General features: G+C 37.8%; 16 protein-coding genes. 15 read left to right on the forward strand and 1 reads right to left on the reverse strand.

The window, feature by feature from the left end:
• The 14 genes from dnaA to IGL93_RS00070 all read left to right on the forward strand — a co-directional run bounded on the left by dnaA (window position 1) and on the right by IGL93_RS00070 (window position 17,270).
• Complete coding sequence (gene dnaA / locus IGL93_RS00005) at window positions 1-1,344, forward strand: chromosomal replication initiator protein DnaA (protein WP_010707915.1); 1,344 nt, start codon at window positions 1-3, stop codon at window positions 1,342-1,344.
• Window positions 1,345-1,545: 201 nt separating this feature from the next.
• A complete protein-coding gene (dnaN, locus tag IGL93_RS00010; protein ID WP_010775466.1) occupies window positions 1,546-2,676 on the forward strand; it encodes a DNA polymerase III subunit beta in 1,131 nt (376 codons plus the stop codon).
• A 579-nt stretch (window positions 2,677-3,255) separates the two neighbouring features.
• Window positions 3,256-3,501 carry a S4 domain-containing protein YaaA gene (gene yaaA, locus IGL93_RS00015; protein ID WP_002356015.1) on the forward strand — a complete coding sequence of 82 codons (246 nt, stop codon included), beginning with the start codon at window positions 3,256-3,258 and terminating at the stop codon, window positions 3,499-3,501.
• Window positions 3,488-4,615 (forward strand): DNA replication/repair protein RecF, encoded by a 1,128-nt coding sequence (gene recF / locus IGL93_RS00020; RefSeq protein WP_002356016.1) that lies wholly within the window; start codon window positions 3,488-3,490, stop codon window positions 4,613-4,615. Before yaaA ends, recF begins: the two co-directional genes overlap by 14 nt.
• Complete coding sequence (gene gyrB / locus IGL93_RS00025) at window positions 4,612-6,561, forward strand: DNA topoisomerase (ATP-hydrolyzing) subunit B (RefSeq protein ID WP_002359210.1); 1,950 nt, start codon at window positions 4,612-4,614, stop codon at window positions 6,559-6,561. The genes recF and gyrB overlap by 4 nt, the downstream gene beginning before the upstream one ends.
• A gap of 55 nt (window positions 6,562-6,616) precedes the next feature.
• Window positions 6,617-9,118 (forward strand): DNA gyrase subunit A, encoded by a 2,502-nt coding sequence (gene gyrA / locus IGL93_RS00030; RefSeq protein WP_002361457.1) that lies wholly within the window; start codon window positions 6,617-6,619, stop codon window positions 9,116-9,118.
• A gap of 174 nt (window positions 9,119-9,292) precedes the next feature.
• Window positions 9,293-9,595 (forward strand): 30S ribosomal protein S6, encoded by a 303-nt coding sequence (gene rpsF, locus IGL93_RS00035; protein WP_002356019.1) that lies wholly within the window; start codon window positions 9,293-9,295, stop codon window positions 9,593-9,595.
• 44 nt (window positions 9,596-9,639) lie between these two features.
• A complete protein-coding gene (ssb, locus tag IGL93_RS00040) occupies window positions 9,640-10,203 on the forward strand; it encodes a single-stranded DNA-binding protein (RefSeq protein ID WP_002363544.1) in 564 nt (187 codons plus the stop codon).
• A gap of 25 nt (window positions 10,204-10,228) precedes the next feature.
• On the forward strand, window positions 10,229-10,468 hold the full coding sequence (gene rpsR / locus IGL93_RS00045) for a 30S ribosomal protein S18 (protein ID WP_002356021.1): 240 nt from the start codon (window positions 10,229-10,231) through the stop codon (window positions 10,466-10,468).
• A 156-nt stretch (window positions 10,469-10,624) separates the two neighbouring features.
• Entirely contained in the window at window positions 10,625-12,649 is a 2,025-nt protein-coding gene (locus tag IGL93_RS00050; RefSeq protein ID WP_002363542.1) for a DHH family phosphoesterase, read from the forward strand.
• A gap of 5 nt (window positions 12,650-12,654) precedes the next feature.
• The gene (gene rplI / locus IGL93_RS00055) at window positions 12,655-13,107 is read left to right on the forward strand and encodes a 50S ribosomal protein L9 (protein WP_002356023.1); all 453 of its coding nucleotides are present in this window, start codon (window positions 12,655-12,657) and stop codon (window positions 13,105-13,107) included.
• Window positions 13,108-13,379: 272 nt separating this feature from the next.
• Window positions 13,380-14,747: a replicative DNA helicase gene (gene dnaB, locus IGL93_RS00060; RefSeq protein ID WP_002381331.1), complete on the forward strand. Its 1,368-nt coding sequence runs from the start codon at window positions 13,380-13,382 to the stop codon at window positions 14,745-14,747.
• Between the two features lie 236 nt (window positions 14,748-14,983).
• Window positions 14,984-16,276, forward strand: a complete 1,293-nt coding sequence (locus IGL93_RS00065) for an adenylosuccinate synthase (protein ID WP_002359213.1) — start codon at window positions 14,984-14,986, stop codon at window positions 16,274-16,276.
• 124 nt (window positions 16,277-16,400) lie between these two features.
• Window positions 16,401-17,270, forward strand: coding sequence for a DegV family protein (locus IGL93_RS00070; RefSeq protein ID WP_002359214.1), 870 nt, complete (start codon window positions 16,401-16,403; stop codon window positions 17,268-17,270).
• 39 nt (window positions 17,271-17,309) lie between these two features.
• Here the strand turns inward: IGL93_RS00070 and IGL93_RS00075 are convergent, their stop codons facing one another.
• Entirely contained in the window at window positions 17,310-18,941 is a 1,632-nt protein-coding gene (locus IGL93_RS00075; protein ID WP_002359215.1) for an ABC-F family ATP-binding cassette domain-containing protein, read from the reverse strand.
• A 252-nt stretch (window positions 18,942-19,193) separates the two neighbouring features.
• On the opposite strand from IGL93_RS00075, the gene IGL93_RS00080 reads away from it, so the two are divergent.
• On the forward strand, window positions 19,194-22,079 hold the full coding sequence (locus IGL93_RS00080; RefSeq protein WP_010775467.1) for a sigma 54-interacting transcriptional regulator: 2,886 nt from the start codon (window positions 19,194-19,196) through the stop codon (window positions 22,077-22,079).
• Window positions 22,080-22,151: the final 72 nt, after the last annotated feature.

Raw genomic sequence — 22,151 nt, forward strand, 5'->3', positions numbered from 1 at the left:
ATGCCCGACGTGGAAAGTTTTTGGCATAGCCTTGAAGAAGCCTATCAAGCGATTTTGTCGGCGCCAAGTTTTGATGCTTGGATTAAAACCACACGCCCTTTGAAATTAGACAACAATCAATTGTGGCTAGAAGTCCCTTCTGCAGTTCATCGTGATTACTGGGAAAAAAATCTTTCGGCAAAAATTGTCGAAACTGGATTTAAATTGACCGGTGCAGAAGTGATGCCCCATTTTGTTGTTGCCGATGAAAAAGACGCAGCACTGGCACAAGAACTCGAAGAACCTGCCGAAGAAGAAATTGTTTTTAGTGAACAAAGTAAAAAAGCGATGCTTAATCCTAAGTACACTTTCGACACCTTCGTTATTGGTAAAGGAAACCAAATGGCTCACGCTGCAGCGCTTGTTGTTGCGGAGGATCCGGGTTCGATTTACAATCCCCTTTTCTTCTATGGTGGTGTAGGGTTAGGGAAAACCCATTTGATGCATGCCATTGGTCATCAAATGTTAGTGAATCAACCAGATGCCAAAGTCAAATATGTTAGTAGCGAAACGTTTACGAATGAATTTATCAACTCAATTCAAACAAAGACATCCGAACAATTTCGGAAAGAATATCGCAATGTTGACTTATTATTAGTCGATGATATTCAATTTTTGGCGGAAAAAGAAGCAACATTGGAAGAATTTTTCCATACCTTCAACGATCTTTACAATGAAAATAAACAAATTGTTTTAACAAGTGATCGCCCGCCGAATGATATTCCAAAATTACCTGAACGATTAGTTTCTCGCTTTGCTTGGGGTTTGTCTGTTGATATCACCCCGCCTGATTTAGAAACACGGATTGCAATTTTGCGCAAAAAAGCAGATGCCGAGCGTTTAGAAATTCCGGATGATACACTAAGTTATATCGCTGGTCAAATTGATTCCAACATCCGTGAATTAGAGGGGGCTTTGGTCCGCGTTCAAGCCTTTGCAACTATTAATGGAGAAGATATTACCACTAGTTTAGCGGCGGACGCCTTGAAATCTCTAAAATCAGTTGGTAGTAAAAATCAATTGTCCATTTTACAAATTCAAGAAGAAGTATCCAAATATTATCATGTGCCTCTTAAAGATTTAAAAGGGAAAAAACGGGTGAAAACAATTGTGGTTCCTCGTCAAATCTCAATGTATCTTGCTAGAGAAATGACCGACAATTCCTTGCCAAAAATTGGTGCCGAATTTGGCGGTAAAGATCATACAACGGTGATTCATGCGCACGAAAAGATTCAGCAATTATTGGAAAAAGATCCAGCGATTCAAAAAGAAGTCAGTGAAATTAAAAATTTATTGAACTCTTAGGATGTGGAAAACTAAACAAAAAAGAACAAAGTTATCCACAACTTATACACAAGTGGATAACTTAGTAAAATCAATGCTCTTTTGACTTTTCCACAGAATCAACATGCCCTATTACTTTTATTATTTATTTATATATAATATACAAAACAGTGGCGTACAAAATTAGAACGTATTGAAAATACTTAAAAAGGAGTTTACATTATGAAATTAACGGTCAAACGAAGTGTCTTTTTACAAGAATTACAAACTGTTCAACGAGCAATTTCTTCTAAAACAACGATTCCAATCTTAACAGGTGTTAAAATTGTGTTATCAGAAGATGGCTTATCACTTACTGGGAGTAACGCGGATATTTCAATTGAAAGTTTTTTAAGTAAAGACGATGAAAAAGCTCAAATGACCATTGAACGCACAGGTAGCATCGTTTTACAATCTCGTTTCTTTGGCGAAATTATTCGTAAATTACCAGAAGATATGTTCACAATGGAAGTTCTAGATAACAATCAAGTTGCAATTACTTCAGGAAAAGCTGATTTTACGGTTAATGGATTAGATGCGGATAATTATCCGCACTTACCAGTAATTGATACTCAAAACCAAATGAAATTACCTGTTCATTTATTGACAAAAATTATTAGTGAAACAGGTTTTGCTGTATCGATGCACGAAAGTCGTCCAATTTTAACTGGGGTTCACTTTATTTTAGAAAATCAAAAATTACTTGCCGTTGCAACAGATTCACATCGTTTAAGTCAACGTGTGATCCCGACAGAACAAGCAGTAGAAGACTTTAACATTGTAATTCCAGGAAAAAGTTTAACTGAACTTTCTCGTTCATTAACCAATGAAGAAGAAATGGTTGAAATCAGCATTATGGAAAACCAAGTGCTATTTAAAACAGAAACAATGTACTTCTATTCTCGTTTGTTAGAAGGAAATTATCCTGATACCAACCGTTTAATTCCAACTAGCCATAACACGCAAATTGAATTTTATGTACCAGAATTGCTTTCAGCAATCGAACGTGCCTCTTTACTTTCTCATGAAGGACGTAACAATATTGTTCGCCTTTCAATTTCACCAGATTCTGTTGTTTTATATGGAAATTCACCTGAAATTGGAAAAGTCGAAGAATCGTTAAACTATGAAAATGTTTCTGGTGAAGCGTTGGATATTTCTTTCAACCCAGATTATATGAAAGATGCGTTGCGAGCGTTTGGCGATATGAATATTACCGTGAAATTCCTTTCTCCAATTCGTCCGTTTACATTGGAGCCAACCGAAACAGAACTAGATTTCATTCAACTAATTACACCGGTTCGTACAAATTAATCATGTTTAAAAAAGACCTTCGGAAAATCACTATGATCGCCGAAGGTTCTTTTTTGTCGTCTGTTTAAAGCCGATAAACGCTGCTAGATAAGCTTTTTAAAACTAGAATAGCTTTTACGCTAATAAGATTGTGAATGTTTGAACTATCGTTTGACGAATAAATTCAGCTTTTTTTTTCATGGATAAAGAAAAAAGCCCTTTAATTTTTCGTTTAAGAGCTGTTCATTTTTTTATGAACATTTCCTAGTGAAAGAAGTTTACGTTGCTTAAAACGACGCTCAGACCTCTACAAGCTACTTTTCTTCAATTCCTGCCCTCTTCGTTTGTCTTTGAGTTACCCCTAATTGTTTTTTAGTTAAACGCTACTCGTCATTTCTGCCAAATCAGGCCCCTTTTTTCTCAAGAAAATATCAATTTCCGTTTTAAAATGCTTTTTAAGAGTTTTTTTATCCTAATAATATTTTCGGTCATTTAGAATTAAAATTGCTTAGAATGAAAATTAGACAGATAAATTTGTTTTCTCTTATGAAAAAGGGTATAATATATATGAGAACGTATTAGAAAAAAGAGGGATGTACATTGAAAAAAACGTTTGTTTTAGCAACTGAGTATATAACGCTTGGTCAGTTTCTTAAAGAAATCAACGTCATTGGTAGTGGCGGCCAAGCCAAATGGTATTTGGCAGACAATAGCGTGTTTGTTGATGGCGAGTTGGAAAATCGTCGCGGACGGAAACTTTATGCGGGCATGATGATTGAGATACCTGAAGAAGGTACTTTTTTTATGGTGAAAAACGGAAACGAGTCCGACGATGCGGCTGAATGAGCTGACACTTCAGCATTATCGTAATTATGAAACAGTCAGTTTAGATTTTCCAAAAACGTTAAATCTTTTTTTAGGCGAAAACGCCCAAGGAAAAACCAACTTGTTAGAAAGCATTTATGTTCTAGCAATGACACGAAGTCATCGAACCAGCAATGAAAAAGAATTAATTGGCTGGGAACAAGCAGCAGCTAAAATTAGCGGTGTGGTTGAAAAAAAGACAGGCACCGTGCCGTTGGAAATTTTAATTTCCAACAAAGGACGTAAAACCAAGGTTAATCACATTGAGCAAAAAAGGCTCAGTGCGTACATTGGGCAACTGAATGTTATTTTATTTGCCCCAGAAGATTTATCTTTGGTGAAAGGCTCACCTCAAGTCCGCCGGAAATTTATTGACATGGAACTCGGACAAGTGAGTCCTATTTATCTTTATGATCTTGTCCAATATCAGTCTGTTTTAAAGCAACGGAACCAATACCTAAAACAACTAGCTGAAAAGAAACAAACAGATACTGTTTATCTGGATATTTTGACAGAGCAGCTAGCTGAATTTGGCGGGAAAGTCCTATACGCTCGGTTAGGTTTTCTTAAAAAATTAGAACACTGGGCAAACTTACTCCATCAAAAAATTAGTCATGGACGCGAAACGCTCACCATAGACTACGCATCAAGCATCCCAATTGACAACACGGATCTTTCCTTAGAAGCACTTCAAAATCAATTGCTCCAACAATTAATGAACAATCGTAAGCGTGAATTGTTTAAAGCGAATACTTTTTTAGGCCCTCATCGTGACGATTTGCTATTTATTGTCAATGGTCAAAATGTTCAAACGTATGGCTCACAAGGCCAACAGCGGACGACAGCTTTAAGTATTAAATTGGCAGAGATTGATTTGATGCATTCAGAAACAGGAGAATATCCTGTGTTATTACTAGATGATGTCATGAGTGAATTAGATAATGAACGTCAAATTCACTTGTTAGAAACGATTGAAGGCAAAGTTCAAACGTTCTTAACGACAACTAGTTTAGATCACATAAAAGACAAGCTAACAGTTGAACCAGATATTTTTTATGTTCAACAAGGCAAGATAGAAAGGAATTCAGCGACATGACAGAAGAAGAAAAAAACATGAGAGAACGTGCGCAAGAATATGACGCTAGTCAGATTCAAGTTTTGGAGGGCTTAGAAGCTGTCCGGAAACGTCCTGGTATGTACATAGGTTCTACTAGTGGCGAAGGGTTACACCACTTAGTATGGGAAATCGTTGACAACTCTATCGACGAAGCCTTAGCAGGATTTGCTAAATCAATTCAAGTAATTATCGAACCAGACGATAGTATTACTGTTATCGATGATGGTCGTGGAATTCCAGTCGGGATTCAAGCCAAAACAGGTCGCCCAGCTGTGGAAACAGTGTTTACAGTGCTACATGCCGGCGGGAAATTTGGCGGTGGCGGCTATAAAGTATCAGGTGGCTTGCACGGTGTTGGTTCCTCTGTTGTTAATGCTTTATCGACCAGTTTAGATGTTCGTGTTTATAAAGATGGCAAAGTGTACTACCAAGAATATCGTCGTGGTGCGGTTGTTGATGACCTAAAAGTTATCGAAGAAACGGATCGTCACGGAACCACTGTTCACTTTATTCCAGATCCTGAAATTTTTACAGAAACAACCGTTTATGATTTTGATAAATTAGCAACACGGGTTCGTGAATTAGCCTTTTTAAATCGAGGCTTACACATTTCAATTGAAGACCGTCGTGAAGGACAAGAAGATAAAAAAGAGTATCACTATGAAGGCGGGATTAAGAGTTATGTTGAGCATTTAAATGCCAATAAAGACGTTATTTTCCCAGAGCCAATCTTCATTGAGGGAGAGCAACAAGATATTACAGTGGAAGTGTCAATGCAGTATACAGATGGCTACCACTCAAATATTTTAAGTTTTGCCAACAATATTCATACTTATGAAGGCGGAACGCATGAATCTGGTTTTAAAACTTCTTTAACACGTGTGATTAATGACTATGCACGTAAACAAAAATTGATGAAAGAAAACGATGAAAAATTAACTGGGGAAGATGTTCGTGAAGGTTTAACTGCAGTGGTTTCCATCAAACATCCAGATCCTCAATTTGAAGGACAAACGAAAACGAAATTAGGGAACTCAGAAGTACGGACCGTTACGGATCGTTTGTTCTCAGAATACTTTACAAAATTCTTGATGGAAAATCCAACAGTCGGCAAACAAATTGTCGAAAAAGGTATGTTGGCCTCAAAAGCTCGTTTAGCCGCTAAAAGAGCCCGTGAAGTCACCCGTCGTAAAGGCGCTTTAGAAATTAGCAACTTGCCAGGGAAGCTGGCTGATTGCTCAAGTAAAGATCCGGAAAAATGCGAATTATTTATCGTCGAAGGAGACTCGGCCGGCGGTTCAGCAAAACAAGGCCGTAGCCGTGAATTCCAAGCCATTTTACCAATTCGTGGGAAAATCTTGAATGTCGAGAAAGCTAGCATGGATAAAATTTTAGCCAATGAAGAAATTCGGTCATTATTTACAGCTATGGGAACAGGCTTCGGCGAAGATTTCGATGTTTCTAAAGCACGTTATCACAAACTAGTGATTATGACCGATGCCGATGTCGATGGTGCGCATATTCGAACGTTGTTATTAACCTTGTTCTATCGCTTCATGCGGCCAATTGTTGAAGCTGGTTATGTGTATATTGCCCAACCACCACTATATGGTGTGAAACAAGGGAAAAATATCACCTACGTTCAACCGGGCAAACATGCTGAAGAGGAACTAGCAAAAGTGTTAGAAGAATTACCTGCTTCACCAAAACCAAGTGTTCAACGTTACAAAGGGTTGGGTGAAATGGATGATCACCAACTTTGGGAAACAACAATGGACCCAGAAAAACGATTAATGGCGCGAGTGAGTGTCGATGATGCCATTGAAGCTGACCAAATTTTTGAAATGCTAATGGGCGATCGTGTGGAACCACGTCGTGCGTTTATCGAAGAAAATGCCCATTACGTGAAAAACTTGGATATTTAATGTGTCGCAACGTTGTAAGAGACGCTAGAACATATATTTAGAGGGGAAAAAATTCATGAGTGAAGAAATTAAAGAAAACATTCAAGACGTCAATCTGACCAGCGAAATGAAAGAATCTTTCATTGACTACGCAATGAGTGTTATCGTAGCCCGCGCGTTACCTGACGTTCGTGACGGTTTAAAACCTGTTCATCGCCGAATCTTATATGGAATGAACGAATTAGGGGTAACCCCTGATAAACCACACAAAAAATCAGCCCGGATTGTTGGGGATGTTATGGGTAAATATCACCCCCATGGGGACAGTGCGATTTACGAATCAATGGTGCGGATGGCACAACCTTTTAGTTATCGGGCTATGTTAGTTGACGGCCACGGAAACTTCGGTTCCGTCGATGGTGACGGCGCTGCCGCTATGCGTTATACCGAAGCACGTATGAGTAAAATTGCTTTAGAAATGCTACGAGATATTAACAAAAATACAGTCGATTTCCAAGGAAACTATGATGATTCAGAACAAGAACCAGTAGTTTTACCTGCTCGTTTTCCAAACTTACTAGTTAACGGAACAACGGGGATTGCGGTGGGGATGGCAACAAATATTCCACCACACAATTTAAGTGAAGTGATTGATGCAACAAGTTTATTGATGGACAATCCTGATGTAACGACGAATGAATTGATGGAAGTGTTACCTGGACCAGATTTTCCAACAGGCGGTTTAGTGATGGGGAAATCAGGGATTCGCCGAGCATATGAAACAGGGAAAGGTTCGATTACTGTTCGTGCAAAAGTTGAATTGACTGAAATGCCGAATGGAAAAGAACGTATTTTAGTAACTGAATTGCCTTATATGGTGAATAAAGCCAAATTAATCGAACGAATTTCTGAATTACACAGAGATAAACGAATTGAAGGAATTACTGATTTGCGGGATGAATCTTCTCGTGAAGGCATGCGGATTGTCATCGATGTTCGTCGAGATGTGAGTGCCTCTGTTGTGTTAAACAACTTGTACAAAATGACTGCCTTACAAACATCTTTTGGTTTTAACATGTTAGCCATCGAAAAAGGCGTACCGAAAATTTTAAGCTTGAAACGTATTTTAGAAAACTACGTCGAGCACCAAAAAGAAGTCATTACTCGCCGGACGATTTTTGACAAAAACAAAGCAGAAGCACGGGCGCATATTTTAGAAGGTCTACGAATTGCCTTAGATCATATCGATGAAATCATTGCCATTATCCGTGGGTCACAATCAGATGACGAAGCAAAAGCAACGTTAATTGAACGCTTTGAATTTTCAGATCGTCAAGCGCAAGCGATTTTAGATATGCGTTTACGCCGTTTAACAGGCTTAGAACGCGACAAAATTGAAAATGAATATCAAGAGCTATTGAAATTCATTGCGGACTTAGAGGACATTTTAGCCCGCCCAGAGCGCGTCATTGAAATCATTAAAACAGAGTTAAATGACGTTCGCACAAAATTTGGTGATGCACGACGCACAGAATTATTAGTAGGTGAAGTCCTAAGTCTTGAAGATGAAGATTTAATCGAAGAAGAAGAAGTCGTGATTACGTTAACCAATAACGGCTACATTAAGCGGATGGCAAACTCCGAATTCCGGGCGCAACGCCGCGGCGGACGTGGTGTCCAAGGGATGGGCGTTCACGATGATGATTTCGTGAAAAACCTAGTTTCTTGTTCAACACACGACACGTTATTATTCTTTACGAACACTGGGAAAGTTTACCGAGCAAAAGGTTACGAAATCCCTGAATACGGTAGAACAGCAAAAGGAATTCCAGTGATTAACTTACTGGGAATTGATTCTGCAGAAAAAATTCAAGCGATTATTTCTGTTGAGGGCAAAGCGGAAGCAGGTAAATACTTGTTCTTCACAACCTTAAAAGGAACCGTCAAACGGACAGCCGTAACAGCCTTTTCTAATATCCGTAGTAATGGATTAATCGCCATTAGCTTAAAAGAAGATGATGAGTTAGTTAACGTGGTAACGACTAATGGCAATCAGAAGATGATTATCGGAACACATGCAGGATACTCTGTCACATTTGATGAAAATACTGTACGTGATATGGGCCGGACAGCATCAGGCGTTCGGGGAATCCGTCTCCGCGAAAATGATTATGTGGTCGGTGCAGCGATTCTGGATGAAAACAAAGAAGTCCTAGTCATTACTGAAAATGGTTATGGTAAGCGTACAAAAGCTTCTGAATATCCAGTTAAAGGACGTGGCGGTAAAGGGATTAAGACAGCAAATATCACTGAGAAAAATGGTCCATTAGCTGGTTTAACCACGGTCAATGGGGATGAAGATATCTTATTGATTACGAACAAAGGCGTCATTATCCGCTTTAACGTTGATTCTGTTTCTCAAACAGGACGCGCAACATTAGGGGTTCGTTTAATGAGAATGGAAGATGGTGCCAAAGTGGTAACGATGGCTGTTGTAGAACCAGAAGAAGTGGAAGAAGAAATCGTTGAAGTTGTAGAAACAACAGAAAACGAAACAACATCAGAAACAGAAGAATAACATAAAAAAGTTTCGCCAACTGGCGAAACTTTTTTATTGGGGCTTTTCAAAACTATTTCTTGCTTTTGTCCATCAATTAGCATATAATTAGAGATTGTGAACTACCTTTTTAGGTATGTTCTCCTTGCTCTTAGCCAACTAAGAGCCTTGAAGTCCATAGGGAGGTGAAAATCAATGAGTCAAGATACGAAGTACGAAATCATGTACATTATTCGTCCGAACATTGATGAAGAAGCAAAAACTGCTTTAGTAGAACGTTTCGACACAATCTTAAAAGATAACGGAGCAGAAGTTATCGAATCTAAAGATTGGGAAAAACGCCGCTTAGCATATGAAATGAACGGATTCCGTGAAGGCATCTATCATATCGTTAACGTTACTTCTCCATCAACAGCTGGCGCAATCAACGAGTTTGATCGTTTAGCAAAAATCAATGACGATATTATCCGTCATATGATCGTGAAGGTAGAAGCATAATTTGTTTCACATGAAACATTTATTGACGAAAGGAGATGTTTTGAATGATTAATAACGTTGTATTAGTCGGAAGATTGACAAAAGATCCTGACTTACGTTACACCGCTAGTGGTTCAGCTGTTGCGACCTTTACACTTGCTGTAAACCGTAACTTTACGAATCAAAATGGTGACCGTGAAGCAGACTTTATCAACTGTGTGATTTGGCGTAAACCCGCAGAAACAATGGCTAATTATGCCCGTAAAGGTACATTATTAGGTGTTGTCGGAAGAATTCAAACTCGTAACTACGAGAACCAACAAGGTCAACGTGTCTACGTAACTGAAGTGGTTTGTGAAAACTTCCAATTGTTAGAATCTCGTTCTGCTTCAGAACAAAGAGGAACTGGCGGCGGTAGCTTTAATAACAACGAAAATGGTTATCAATCACAAAATCGTAGCTTTGGTAATAACAATGCCGGTTCTGGATTTAATAACAACAATAGTTTCAATCCATCATCTTCTCAGTCGCAAAACAATAACGGTATGCCTGATTTCGATAAAGATTCTGATCCATTTGGTGGCTCAGGTTCATCTATCGACATTTCAGATGATGATTTACCATTCTAAACGAATTTGATAGGAGGGAACAAGAATGGCACAACAAAGAAGAGGCGGACGTAAACGTCGGAAAGTCGACTACATCGCAGCAAACCACATCGAATACATCGATTATAAAGATACTGAATTGTTAAAACGATTCATTTCAGAACGTGGCAAAATTTTACCACGTCGTGTTACAGGTACTGGCGCTAAAAACCAACGTAAATTAACGATTGCTATTAAACGCGCACGTATCATGGGATTATTACCATTCGTTAGTGACGAACAATAATTTTATGACAATTTCCAGAACCAAAGAGCTTGCTCTTTGGTTCTTTTTTATCTTGACTAGTGTTTCACGTGAAACATAACAAGGTTCGCAGAATGAAGTGTTTTGTGATAAAATAAGGGATGAAATAACTAGTGAATCACCAGAGCAATACGCTCGTTGGAACAAGTCGCCTCAAAGGTCTGCAGAAAGATTGGAGGCAAAAAAATGCAAAAGAAGAGAATTCAAAAAAACGGTTTCTTAATTGTTGTGGGTCTTCTCTTAGTAGAATTTCTCCTCTATTTCTTACTAACAAATAAATGGCTGCTATTGGCGGTAATTATCGCATTAGATATCTTTCTCTTAGTGGTTATTCGGCTGTTGATTAGAGATGTAGAAATTACAAACGTAGAAAAGATTCAAGAAGCAAGTTCCATTGCTGAACAATCGTTGGATTATGTTGTGAATGAAGTACCTGTGGGGATTATTACGTATAACGGGGAAACACGCGCGGTAGAATGGCTTAATCCTTATGCTGCTTCTATTTTTAATAAAGACAATCAGCTAACGTTAACCGCTAGCCAAGTTACGTCTTATTTAGAATTAGCAGAACGAAACCAAGATATCTTTACGATTGATGAAAATACCTATCGCTTTAGCGTCAATAAAGAACAACATACAATTACTTTTGAAGATATCACTAAAGAAAGTAATTTGTATCAAGAAAAAGTCGAAATGCAAACGGCTATTGGCATTGTGTCTGTCGATAATTATGATGATGTCACCGATACAATGGACGAGAAAGAAATTTCTTATTTGAATAGTTTCATTACGACGATGGTTTCTGATTGGATGGACCAATACAAAGTTTTTTATAAGCGAATCAACGCAGAACGTTATTTTTTCATTGCCCAATGGGAAGATATTCAAAAAATGATGGACGAAAAATTTTCTATTTTGGATACGATCCGTAAGGAATCAGCTAACCATGAAGTAGCCATTACGTTAAGTATGGGGATTGCTTATGGGGGGCCAACATTAGATCAAACCGGGACCACGGCTCAAACAAACCTAGATACAGCTTTAGTACGTGGCGGCGATCAAGTGGTTGTAAAAGAAGCCAAAGATGAAGCGAAGCCGTTATTTTTTGGTGGAAAAACGGCAGTAACGACGAAACGTTCCCAAGTACGTTCTCGTGCAATGAGCATGGCAATTAAGGGAATTATTGCGGAATCTGCTGACATCTATATTATGGGCCATCGTTATCCAGATATGGATGCGTTAGGTTCAGCATTTGGTGTTGCTCGTTTAGCTTCGTTTAATAATCGAAAAGCGTGGATTGTTTTAGATGAAAATGAAATCATTCCCGATGTCAAAAGAGTGTTAGAGGCGATTAAAGAGTACCCAGAATTAGAAGAGCGCATTATTAGTCCTAAAGAGGCCATGAAGCGCAAGAAAGAAAGTAGCTTATTAGTTATGGTAGATTACCATAAACCGTCTCTATCGATCTCACAAGAGCTCTATGAGCGTTTTGATAAAGTGGTAATCATTGATCACCATCGACGAGGAGACGAATTTCCAGCAAAACCCTTGCTTTCTTATATTGAATCTTCTGCCTCTTCTGCTTCAGAATTAGTCACAGAATTGATCGAATACCAAAGTAATAGCGCAAATAAACTGCAGGCCTTTGAAGCAACCATGATGTTGGCGGGAATTGTGGTTGATACGAAAAGTTTCAATACACGAACGACGGCGCGAACATTTGATGTGGCTAGTTATTTACGAACTTGTGGAGCAGACTCATCTTTAGTACAATATCTATTAAGTTCTGATCTTACAAGCTATCTGGAAATGAACAACTTAATCTCTAAAAGCGAATATGTCACAAAAGATACCGTCGTTGTTGCAGGGAGTGAAGACAAAGAATATGATAGTGTCACAGCTGCCAAAACAGCGGACACATTACTTTCTATGGCAGGGATTAATGCAGCATTTGTCATTACCAAGCGGACGGATCAACAGATTGGGATTAGTGCTCGGAGTAATGGTTCAATTAATGTCCAAATTATTATGGAAAATTTAGGTGGTGGCGGTCACTTTACTAATGCGGCAGTACAATTATCAAACGTAACAGTAGCAGAAGTAAAAGAGCAACTACTTGATGTAATTCGTCAAAATATTAATGAAATGTATGAACAGGAGTGAAGGAAATGAAAGTCATTTTTTTACAAGACGTTAAAGGAAAAGGAAAAAAAGGGGACGTAAAAGAAGTGCCAACTGGTTACGCCCAAAACTTTTTAATTAAAAATGGTTATGCGAAAGAAGCCAATAAAGGGAGCATGAGTGCGTTAGCGGGTCAAAAGAAAGCCCAAGAAAAACATGAAGCAGAAGTTTTAGCACAAGCAAAAGAAATGCAAGCCTTTTTAGAAGATGAAAAGACTGTTGTAGAGATCAAGGCAAAAGCTGGAGAAGACAGCCGTTTATTTGGCTCAATTCCTTCAAAACAAATTGCAGAAGCCTTAAACAAACAATACAATGTAAAATTGGATAAACGCAAAATCGAATTAGCCAACCCAATTCGTTCTCTAGGTTACACTAACGTACCAGTCAAACTACATCATGAAGTTACAGCGAAAATTAAGGTTCATGTCGTAGCGGAATAATACAATCGATAAAAAAGAAGCCGATTTCTCCGGCTTCTTTTTTATGCAAAATAAATTACTCAAATTATTTTTATAATATTTAAAAATCAAATACACAACAATTTAAATTAACGAAAGTATTATATTTTTATTAATTGTATATTTTTAAAAATTGGAAAGTGAACTAAAAATAGAGAAATCAGCAGAGAAAAAATGTACTTTTTTTAATGAAATTGTGTTAAAATGGATAGACTAAATGAACCAGAAAGTAAGACATCGTGGGAGAGAACAAAATGAATGAATTATTGCAAGATAGGGTACCGCCACAAAATATTGAAGCGGAACAAGCCGTTTTAGGTTCTATTTTCTTAGATGCAGATGTGCTAATAGAAGCGATGGAATATGTGGAACCTAAAGATTTCTATCGTCGTAGTCATCAGTTGATTTTCCAAACGATGATGACCTTAAGCGACCGAAATGAAGCGATTGATGTGGTAACAATCAAAGATCGCCTAGAACAAGAGAATTTGTTAGAAGATGTTGGCGGACTAAGTTATCTGTCAGATTTAGCTTTAGCTGTACCGACAGCTGCCAATGTCATTTATTATGCAAAAATTGTTGAACAAAAATCGTTGCTGCGCAACTTAATCCAAACCGCTACAGAGATTGTAACTAAAGGCTTTGAGCAAGGTGAAGATGTTGAATCTATTTTGGATGATGCAGAACGAAGCATTTTAGAAGTCTCTGAAAAGCGGAATCGCAGTGGCTTTTTATCAATTTCAGATGTTCTAAATACAACTATTGCGAATATTGACCAATTATACCAAAATGATGAAGAGATTACTGGTTTACCTACAGGCTATCAAGCATTGGATAAAATGACTGCTGGCTTGCAAGCGGAAGAGCTAATCATTCTAGCGGCCCGTCCAGCGGTAGGGAAAACCGCTTTTGCATTAAATATTGCCCAAAATGTCGGCACCAAAACAGATAAAGCTGTCGCTATTTTTAGTTTAGAAATGGGGGCAGAGTCATTAGTGAACCGGATGCTTTGTGCAGAAGGATCCATTGAGGCCAGCCATTTAAGAACAGGGCAATTATCTGAAGAAGAATGGCAAAACTTAATTATTGCGATGGGTAGTTTGTCCCGTGCGAATATCTATATTGATGACACACCAGGGATTAAAATTACCGAAATTCGTGCGAAATGTCGTAAATTAGCACAAGAAAAAGGCAACCTAGGTCTAATTTTGATCGACTACCTACAATTGATTGAAGGAACTGGAAAAGAGAACCGCCAACAGGAGGTTTCTGATATTTCACGTCAATTAAAAAAATTAGCGAAAGAATTAAAAGTCCCGGTTATCGCTTTGTCACAGCTTTCTCGTGGCGTGGAACAACGTCAAGATAAACGTCCTGTGTTAAGTGATATTCGTGAATCAGGTTCCATTGAGCAAGATGCCGATATCGTTGCCTTTCTTTATCGTGATGATTACTATGATCGTGGTGAAGGAGAAGACGGCGATCATGAGCCACCAGAAGTTGACAATGTTGTAGAAGTCATCATTGAGAAAAACCGTAGTGGTGCGCGTGGAACGGTCGAATTACTTTTCATTAAAGAATATAATAAATTTTCTTCGCTTTCGCCGAGGACAGAATTTTAAAAAACGAACTCATTTTTTGAGTTCGTTTTTTTGCTTATTAAGGGATTAAAATCAGAGAGTAAAACACGAACAATATTCGTATATTTTATTATTTTACAAAAACATAACTAAAAATGTTCGTATTTTTGACAGAAACGCTTTTGATTGTGAAAGAATATTCGATTTTTACCCTTGAAAGGGACTGGTTTTACTGGTACAATGATTCAGGACAAAAAAATTATGAACGAGGTGTTCGAATGTCATCAGTAGTAGTTGTTGGAACGCAATGGGGCGACGAAGGTAAAGGAAAAATTACAGACTTTCTAAGTGAAAACGCAGAAGTGATCGCTCGTTACCAAGGCGGAGATAACGCCGGACATACCATTAAATTCGACGGCGTAACGTATAAATTACATTTAATTCCTTCAGGGATTTTCTATAAAGAAAAAATTAGTGTAATTGGTAACGGCGTAGTTGTGAATCCAAAATCTTTAGTAAAAGAATTAGCTTATTTAAAAGAAAATAATGTTGCCACTGATAATTTACGTATTTCAGATCGTGCCCATGTCATCTTGCCGTATCATATTAAATTGGATCAATTGCAAGAAGATGCGAAAGGTGAAAACAAGATTGGGACAACGATTAAAGGAATTGGCCCAGCCTACATGGATAAAGCAGCACGGGTGGGAATCCGTATCGCTGATTTATTGGATAAAGAAATTTTTGCGGAACGTTTGCAAATTAACTTAGAAGAAAAAAATCGTCAATTCGTTAAAATGTTTGATAGCGAAGCCATTGAATTTGATGATATTTTTGAAGAATACTATGAATACGGACAACAAATTAAACAATATGTTACAGATACTTCGGTTATTTTAAATGATGCATTAGATGCTGGAAAACGGGTTTTATTTGAAGGGGCACAAGGTGTCATGTTGGATATCGATCAAGGAACCTATCCATTTGTTACTTCCTCTAATCCAGTAGCTGGTGGCGTAACTATCGGTAGTGGCGTTGGTCCATCAAAAATTAATAAAGTGGTTGGTGTCTGCAAAGCGTACACTTCACGTGTCGGTGACGGCCCATTCCCAACAGAATTATTTGATGAAACAGGAGAAACCATTCGTCGTGTCGGTAAAGAATACGGAACAACAACAGGACGTCCGCGTCGTGTCGGTTGGTTTGATTCAGTAGTTATGCGTCATTCAAAACGTGTATCAGGGATTACAAACTTGTCATTAAACTCGATTGACGTGTTAAGTGGTTTAGAAACGGTGAAAATTTGTACAGCTTATGAACTTGATGGTGAATTAATTTATCATTATCCAGCAAGCTTGAAAGAATTAAGCCGCTGTAAACCAGTTTATGAAGAATTACCAGGTTGGTCTGAAGATATCACTGGTTGCAAAACTTTAGCCGATTTACCAGCTAATGCTCGTAACTACGTGCATCGGATTTCAGAATTAGTTGGTGTGCGCATTTCAACATTCTCTGTAGGTCCAGACCGTAACCAAACGAACGTTTTAGAAAGCGTTTGGGCACAAATTTAAGCAGATTTTTAAGGGAACGTAAAGGATGGCTTATGCCAGTTCAGCCTTTACGTTCTTTTTTAATTTTATATAAAAATGAAAAACTATGGTAAAATAAAAGAAAACATGAAGGGGGCAATTGTCCGTGAATTATCAATTAGTGACAGATTCTTGTTGTGACTTGCCGTATACATACTTAAAAGAAAACCAAGTACCTTTTATTAGCATGAATATTCAAATTGACGGGAAAGAATATCGCGATGATTTAGGCGAAACGTTTGATTATCAGAACTTCTTAACGGCCATTAAAAATGGAAGTATGCCCACTACCTCTCAAGTTAATGTAGGACGCTACAATGAATTTTTCCGTCCTTTTGTGGAGCAAGGGTTACCGGTGATTTATTTAGCTTTTTCATCTGGGTTAAGTGGCTCTTATCAAAGTGCGTTGCAATCAGTAGAGATGTTAAAAGAAGAATATGATAATGTAGAAATTCATATTATTGACACAAAAGCAGCTAGCTTAGGTCAAGGGATGTTAGTCCGAGAAGCCATTCGATTACAAACAGATGGTCATTCATTAGGAGAAGTTGTTGCCTATCTTGAAGAGCAAAAAATGAAACTTCACTCGTGGGTAACGGTAGATGATTTAAAACATTTAGAACGTGGCGGACGGATTTCTAAAACAGCGGCTGCACTTGGTGGCTTAATGAACATTAAACCAATTATTCGCGTGGATGCGGCAGGCAAACTAGCATCCGTTGGTAAAACTCGTGGACGAAACAAGTCCTTGCAAAAGATTGCGCAAGAAACGATTCAAGGCATTGTAGAGCCAATGAAACAAACACTGTTGATTGCATATGCAGGAACGAAAGATGACGCGGAAAAAGTCAAAGAATTAATTGAAAAAGAAATAGAAGTTAATGAGATACTGATTTATCCTCTAGGACCCACCATTACTAGTCATACCGGAATAGGTTGTATTGCTGTGTTTTCTTTTGGTGAAAAAAGAAAATAAAAAATAGAGAAGTCATTAAAAAATGACTTCTCTATTTTTTTAATAATCTGAACTGAATAAAACGTCCATTTGTTTTTGAATTTCTGGGTTTTCCAAGAATTCGTCATAGGTTGTTTCTGCCCGATCAATGACCCCTTTATCAGAAACAGCAATAATTCGGTTCGCTAATGTTTGGATAAATTGGTGGTCATGTGAAGCAAAAAGAATTGAACCAGTGAAAGCCATCAACCCATCATTTAACGCAGTGATTGATTCTAAGTCTAAGTGGTTCGTTGGATCATCTAAAACTAAGACATTGGCTTTGGAAAGCATTAATTTTGAAAGCATGACACGCACTTTTTCGCCTCCGGAAAGAACATTGACTGGTTTTAGTACCTCTTCACCAGAGAATAACATCCGACCTAAGAAACTACGTAAGAACGTATTGTCATCTTCTTCTTTACCAGCAAATTGACGTAACCAATCTAAAATGGTTAATGGCTCTTCAAAGTCTTTGCTGTTGTCTTTTGGTAAATAAGCTTGGCTAGTTGTAACGCCCCAACGAACAGAACCTGTATCGGGAGTAATTTCGCCCATAATCACTTTGAATAACGTAGTCGTTGTAATATCTGAGTCAGCGATGAATGCCACTTTATCATCTTTTGTTAAGTTGAACGAGATATTATCTAAGATTTTTTTGCCATCAATCGTTACAGAGACATTTTCAACTTGTAATAAGTCATTGCCGATTTCACGTTCTGGTGTAAAACCAACGAATGGATAACGACGAGAGGAAGGTTGAATATCATCTAAGGTAATTTTATCTAACATTTTTTTACGAGACGTTGCTTGTTTTGATTTTGAGGCATTGGCGCTAAAACGAGCGATAAAGTCTTGTAATTCTTTGATTTGTTCTTCTTTTTTGGCATTAGATTGTGCTTGCAATTTTGTCGCTAGTTGGCTTGATTCCAACCAGAAATCATAGTTACCAACGTAAAGTTTGATTTTACTAAAGTCTAAATCTGCCATGTGAGTGCAGACTTTGTTTAGGAAATGACGGTCATGGGAAACCACGATAACGGTATTTTCAAAGTTGATTAAAAATTCTTCTAACCAATTGATTGAGCGGGTGTCTAAACCATTTGTCGGCTCGTCTAATAGTAAGACATCTGGTTTACCAAAAAGAGATTGAGCTAATAATACTTTGACTTTTTGACCAGCTGTTAATTCGCTCATTTTTTGATCATGTAATTCTTCTGGAATGTTTAGCCCTTGGAGTAAAACAGCTGCTTCAGGTTCTGCTTCCCAACCGTCAAGTTCAGCAAATTCGCCTTCTAGTTCTGCGGCACGAATCCCATCTTCATCTGAAAAATCTTCTTTCATATAGATAGCATCTTTTTCTTTCATTACTTCGTAAAGACGTTTATGTCCCATAATTACAGTTTCTAAAACAGTGTAGTCTTCGTAGTCAAAGTGATTTTGTTTCAGCGTTGCTAGTCGCTCATTAGGACCCATTGAAACCACGCCAGTTGTCGGTTGAATCTCACCTGATAAAATTTTAAGAAACGTTGATTTTCCTGCACCGTTTGCGCCGATTAAGCCGTAACAGTTGCCAGGAGTAAATTTAATATTCACTTCTTCAAAAAGTTTACGATCTGGAAATTGTAAACTTACATCATTAACAGTAATCAATTGTTTTCCTCGCTTTTAATATATTCTTGAACCTCTCTGCATTATATCGGCTACAGAACCTTTTTTCAAGGAGTTTCAATCTTTTTACAGAAACGAATAAAAAGGTGGGTTTTTTATAGAAAAAAGGCGCTTTTTTAAAATGTTTCATGTGAAACAGAATTTTTTTTCATGAAAGGGTTTTTAGTGTATTTTTTTAATGATACACTGTATCATGTAAATTAATTAGTGTATCGATTAAAGGAGCCATCAAAAATGAAGCGGATTGAAAAAATCTATCAATATGTTAAAGAGCAAACGAAGAATTTAACGCCAATGACCTTAACAAGTGATGCGGGAGTCACGACACAAGAAATTTCAGAACGTTTAAACATTCAGCGGACCAATGCTAGTAAAGATTTGAATCAACTGGTTCGTGAAGGGCGCTTGAAAAAATTATCTGGTCGACCAGTAAAATATGTCGCGCAGGTGGCGTTTCAGCATCGACCATTAACCAAGCCAGTTAAAAGTTATCGGGAAAAATCAATGGATCACTCCACAAAAACTTTTATCGAACCATTGGTTGAACCAGTAGTCACGACCAGCAAAACCCCAGAAGTTGAAGATATTTTCAAAAAAATTATCGGTTCAGCTGGAAGCATGAAAACGCCGGTTGAACAAGCCAAAGCAGCGATTTTATATCCGCCAAAAGGCTTGAATTGTTTAATTACTGGACCAACAGGTTCTGGGAAAACTTATTTTGCTCATGCCATGTTTCAATTTGCGAAGCTGAACCAAATTGTGGCCAAAGAAAAAGAGTTTGTGGTATTTAACTGTGCAGACTATGCGCATAATCCAGAACTTTTGATGTCGCATTTATTTGGGTATGTAGAAGGGGCCTTCACAGGCGCTACGAAAGCGAAAGAAGGGATTATTGATGAAGCAGATGGCAGCATTCTGTTTTTAGATGAAGTACATCGGTTACCACCCGAAGGACAAGAAATGATTTTTTATTTTATGGATCACGGCGTGTACGCGCGTTTAGGTGAAACAGTGAAATCACATCATGCGGATGTTCGGATTATTTGTGCTACGACGGAGAATCCTACTTCTTCTTTATTGAATACTTTTGTGCGACGCATTCCGATTATCATTCAATTACCGAACTTTAGTGACCGTCCTGCGAAAGAAAAAATTGACCTCCTAAAAGTGATGGTTTCAATGGAAGCAGCGCGGATTCAACGGCGAATCTCTTTGTCAGAAGATGTGGTCAAAGCGTTAATCGGAAGTGTTTCTTATGGAAATGTCGGTCAGCTAAAATCGAATGTGCAACTTGTGACTGCGCGAGGGTTCCTTAATCAGATGGAACAAGAGGAATTAATGATTACGATGGACGAATTAACGGACAATATTAAAGAAGGCATTATGCAACTTGCCAGTAATCGAGAAGTATTGTCGGAGTTATCGAAATATCTGGAACCGCAATTAGTGGTATCACCAAATGAATCTTTAGTAGCTATTCAGTCAGATGCCTATGAATTGCCTTACAATCTATATGAGATTATTGGAGATAAAGCGGCTCTCTTAAAAGCAGATGGCTTGGACCAAGAACTAATTAATAATTTTATTACAACGGATATCAATGTTCATTTAAAATCTTTCTACAAAGATTATGGATTCACCTTTGATACAGAAAATAAATTGGCCGAAATTGTGGACCAACGAATTATTGATGTCACTAAGAAAATTTATAATTTTGCAGCGAAGCGGTTATCGTATTCGTTTCAACCCAACTTTATTTATGCAATGAGTTTACACATTAGTTCTTTCTTGAAACGCATCCAATTAGGCAAAGATCCTAAGCATCCTTTAAATGAAAGTATTCGAAATATGGTTTTAGATTATCCAACAGAGTTTGAAACAGCGAAAGAAATTAAAAATATTATTGAAAGTAGTTATCAGATGGAGATTCCTGAATCTGAAAGTTACTATTTAGCTGTTTTGCTCATTTCTTTAAGAGAAAATCCTGAGGCTGGCCGGATTGGCATTGTCGTGGCTGCGCACGGAAATAGTACCGCTAGCAGTATGGTACAAGTGGTTTCTCAATTGTTAAATGTTGATAATTTGAAGGCTGTGGATATGCCGTTAGATATGCCACCGAAAGAAGCTTTGCGTAAAATCGTTGAAGCAGTTGGTGAAGTGAATGAAGAAAATGGCGTACTATTATTGGTGGACATGGGTTCATTAAGTACGTTTTCAGAAGAAATTGTACGCCAGACAGGCATTGATGTGCGGACAGTAGACATGGTGACCACGCCAATTGTGCTTGAAGCGGCCCGCAAAACCGCATTAATTGATACGCAATTGGAAACACTTCACGAGTCTTTAAAAAACTTTCATGGCTATGCCGATATTCGCCAAAGTGAAACGAAACAAATCATTGAAAATTGGAAAACAAGAGCAATTATTGCTATCTGCGCTTCTGGAGAAGGAACTGCGCGCCGAATGAAAGAGCTTATTGAGGAAGCTGTCTTGCCACAAATAGACTGGCATTTAGAAGTGATTCCTTTGTCCATTATAAATATGAAAGAAGTCTTGCCTAAAATTCAAGAAGACTATGAAATTATTGCGACAACTGGGATTACCAATCCCAAAATTGGAGTTCCTTATATTTCCATGGAAAATTTCTTTTCCGGTGAAGCAGAAAAAATTATTCAGCAATTACTAGCAGAGCGGAAAGAAGAAGTAATGAATAAGCCGTTGGACGAAGCGGCAGCAAAAGAAATTTGTCTCAAATATATGGAGCAAAGTTTCACTTTTATTAATGGAAAAAAAATCATTGATCTGTTGTGGTCATTCGCTAAAAATATCCAAACCCAATTAGCGATGCCAGAAGAGTACACATTTTACATCAATTTGATTATGCACACATCGGGCATGTTGGAGCGTATTTTACGGAATGATACACTGACGGTTTCAGAAAAGGAACTTGGTCGATTGGTTCAAGAACCAATTTATCCAGTGATTGTGGCCTCAATTGAGACTATGGAAGAAGCTCTTAATATGGATATTCCAGCAGAAGAAGTTTATTTTATCGCACAGTTAGTCAAAAATGCCCAGTGTATCGAAGATAAAATCACCGAAATTGATACACTAGATTAATACAGAAAAATAGATACACTATTTATTAGTGTATCTATTTTTTAATTTTCTTAAAAAAACCTATAATTTTCT

This window comes from Enterococcus sp. DIV1328a, assembly GCF_050536905.1.
Taxonomy (GTDB): Bacteria; Bacillota; Bacilli; order Lactobacillales; family Enterococcaceae; genus Enterococcus; species Enterococcus faecalis.

Coding starts and splice junctions, on each gene's coding strand:
- rpsR (WP_002356021.1), top strand. CDS start 10,229: ATGGCACAACAAAGAAGAGGCGGACGTAAACGTCGGAAAGTCGACTAC.
- rplI (WP_002356023.1), top strand. CDS start 12,655: ATGAAAGTCATTTTTTTACAAGACGTTAAAGGAAAAGGAAAAAAAGGG.
- dnaB (WP_002381331.1), top strand. CDS start 13,380: ATGAATGAATTATTGCAAGATAGGGTACCGCCACAAAATATTGAAGCG.
- gyrA (WP_002361457.1), top strand. CDS start 6,617: ATGAGTGAAGAAATTAAAGAAAACATTCAAGACGTCAATCTGACCAGC.
- dnaN (WP_010775466.1), top strand. CDS start 1,546: ATGAAATTAACGGTCAAACGAAGTGTCTTTTTACAAGAATTACAAACT.
- recF (WP_002356016.1), top strand. CDS start 3,488: ATGCGGCTGAATGAGCTGACACTTCAGCATTATCGTAATTATGAAACA.
- IGL93_RS00065 (WP_002359213.1), top strand. CDS start 14,984: ATGTCATCAGTAGTAGTTGTTGGAACGCAATGGGGCGACGAAGGTAAA.
- IGL93_RS00080 (WP_010775467.1), top strand. CDS start 19,194: ATGAAGCGGATTGAAAAAATCTATCAATATGTTAAAGAGCAAACGAAG.
- dnaA (WP_010707915.1), top strand. CDS start 1: ATGCCCGACGTGGAAAGTTTTTGGCATAGCCTTGAAGAAGCCTATCAA.
- ssb (WP_002363544.1), top strand. CDS start 9,640: ATGATTAATAACGTTGTATTAGTCGGAAGATTGACAAAAGATCCTGAC.
- rpsF (WP_002356019.1), top strand. CDS start 9,293: ATGAGTCAAGATACGAAGTACGAAATCATGTACATTATTCGTCCGAAC.
- gyrB (WP_002359210.1), top strand. CDS start 4,612: ATGACAGAAGAAGAAAAAAACATGAGAGAACGTGCGCAAGAATATGAC.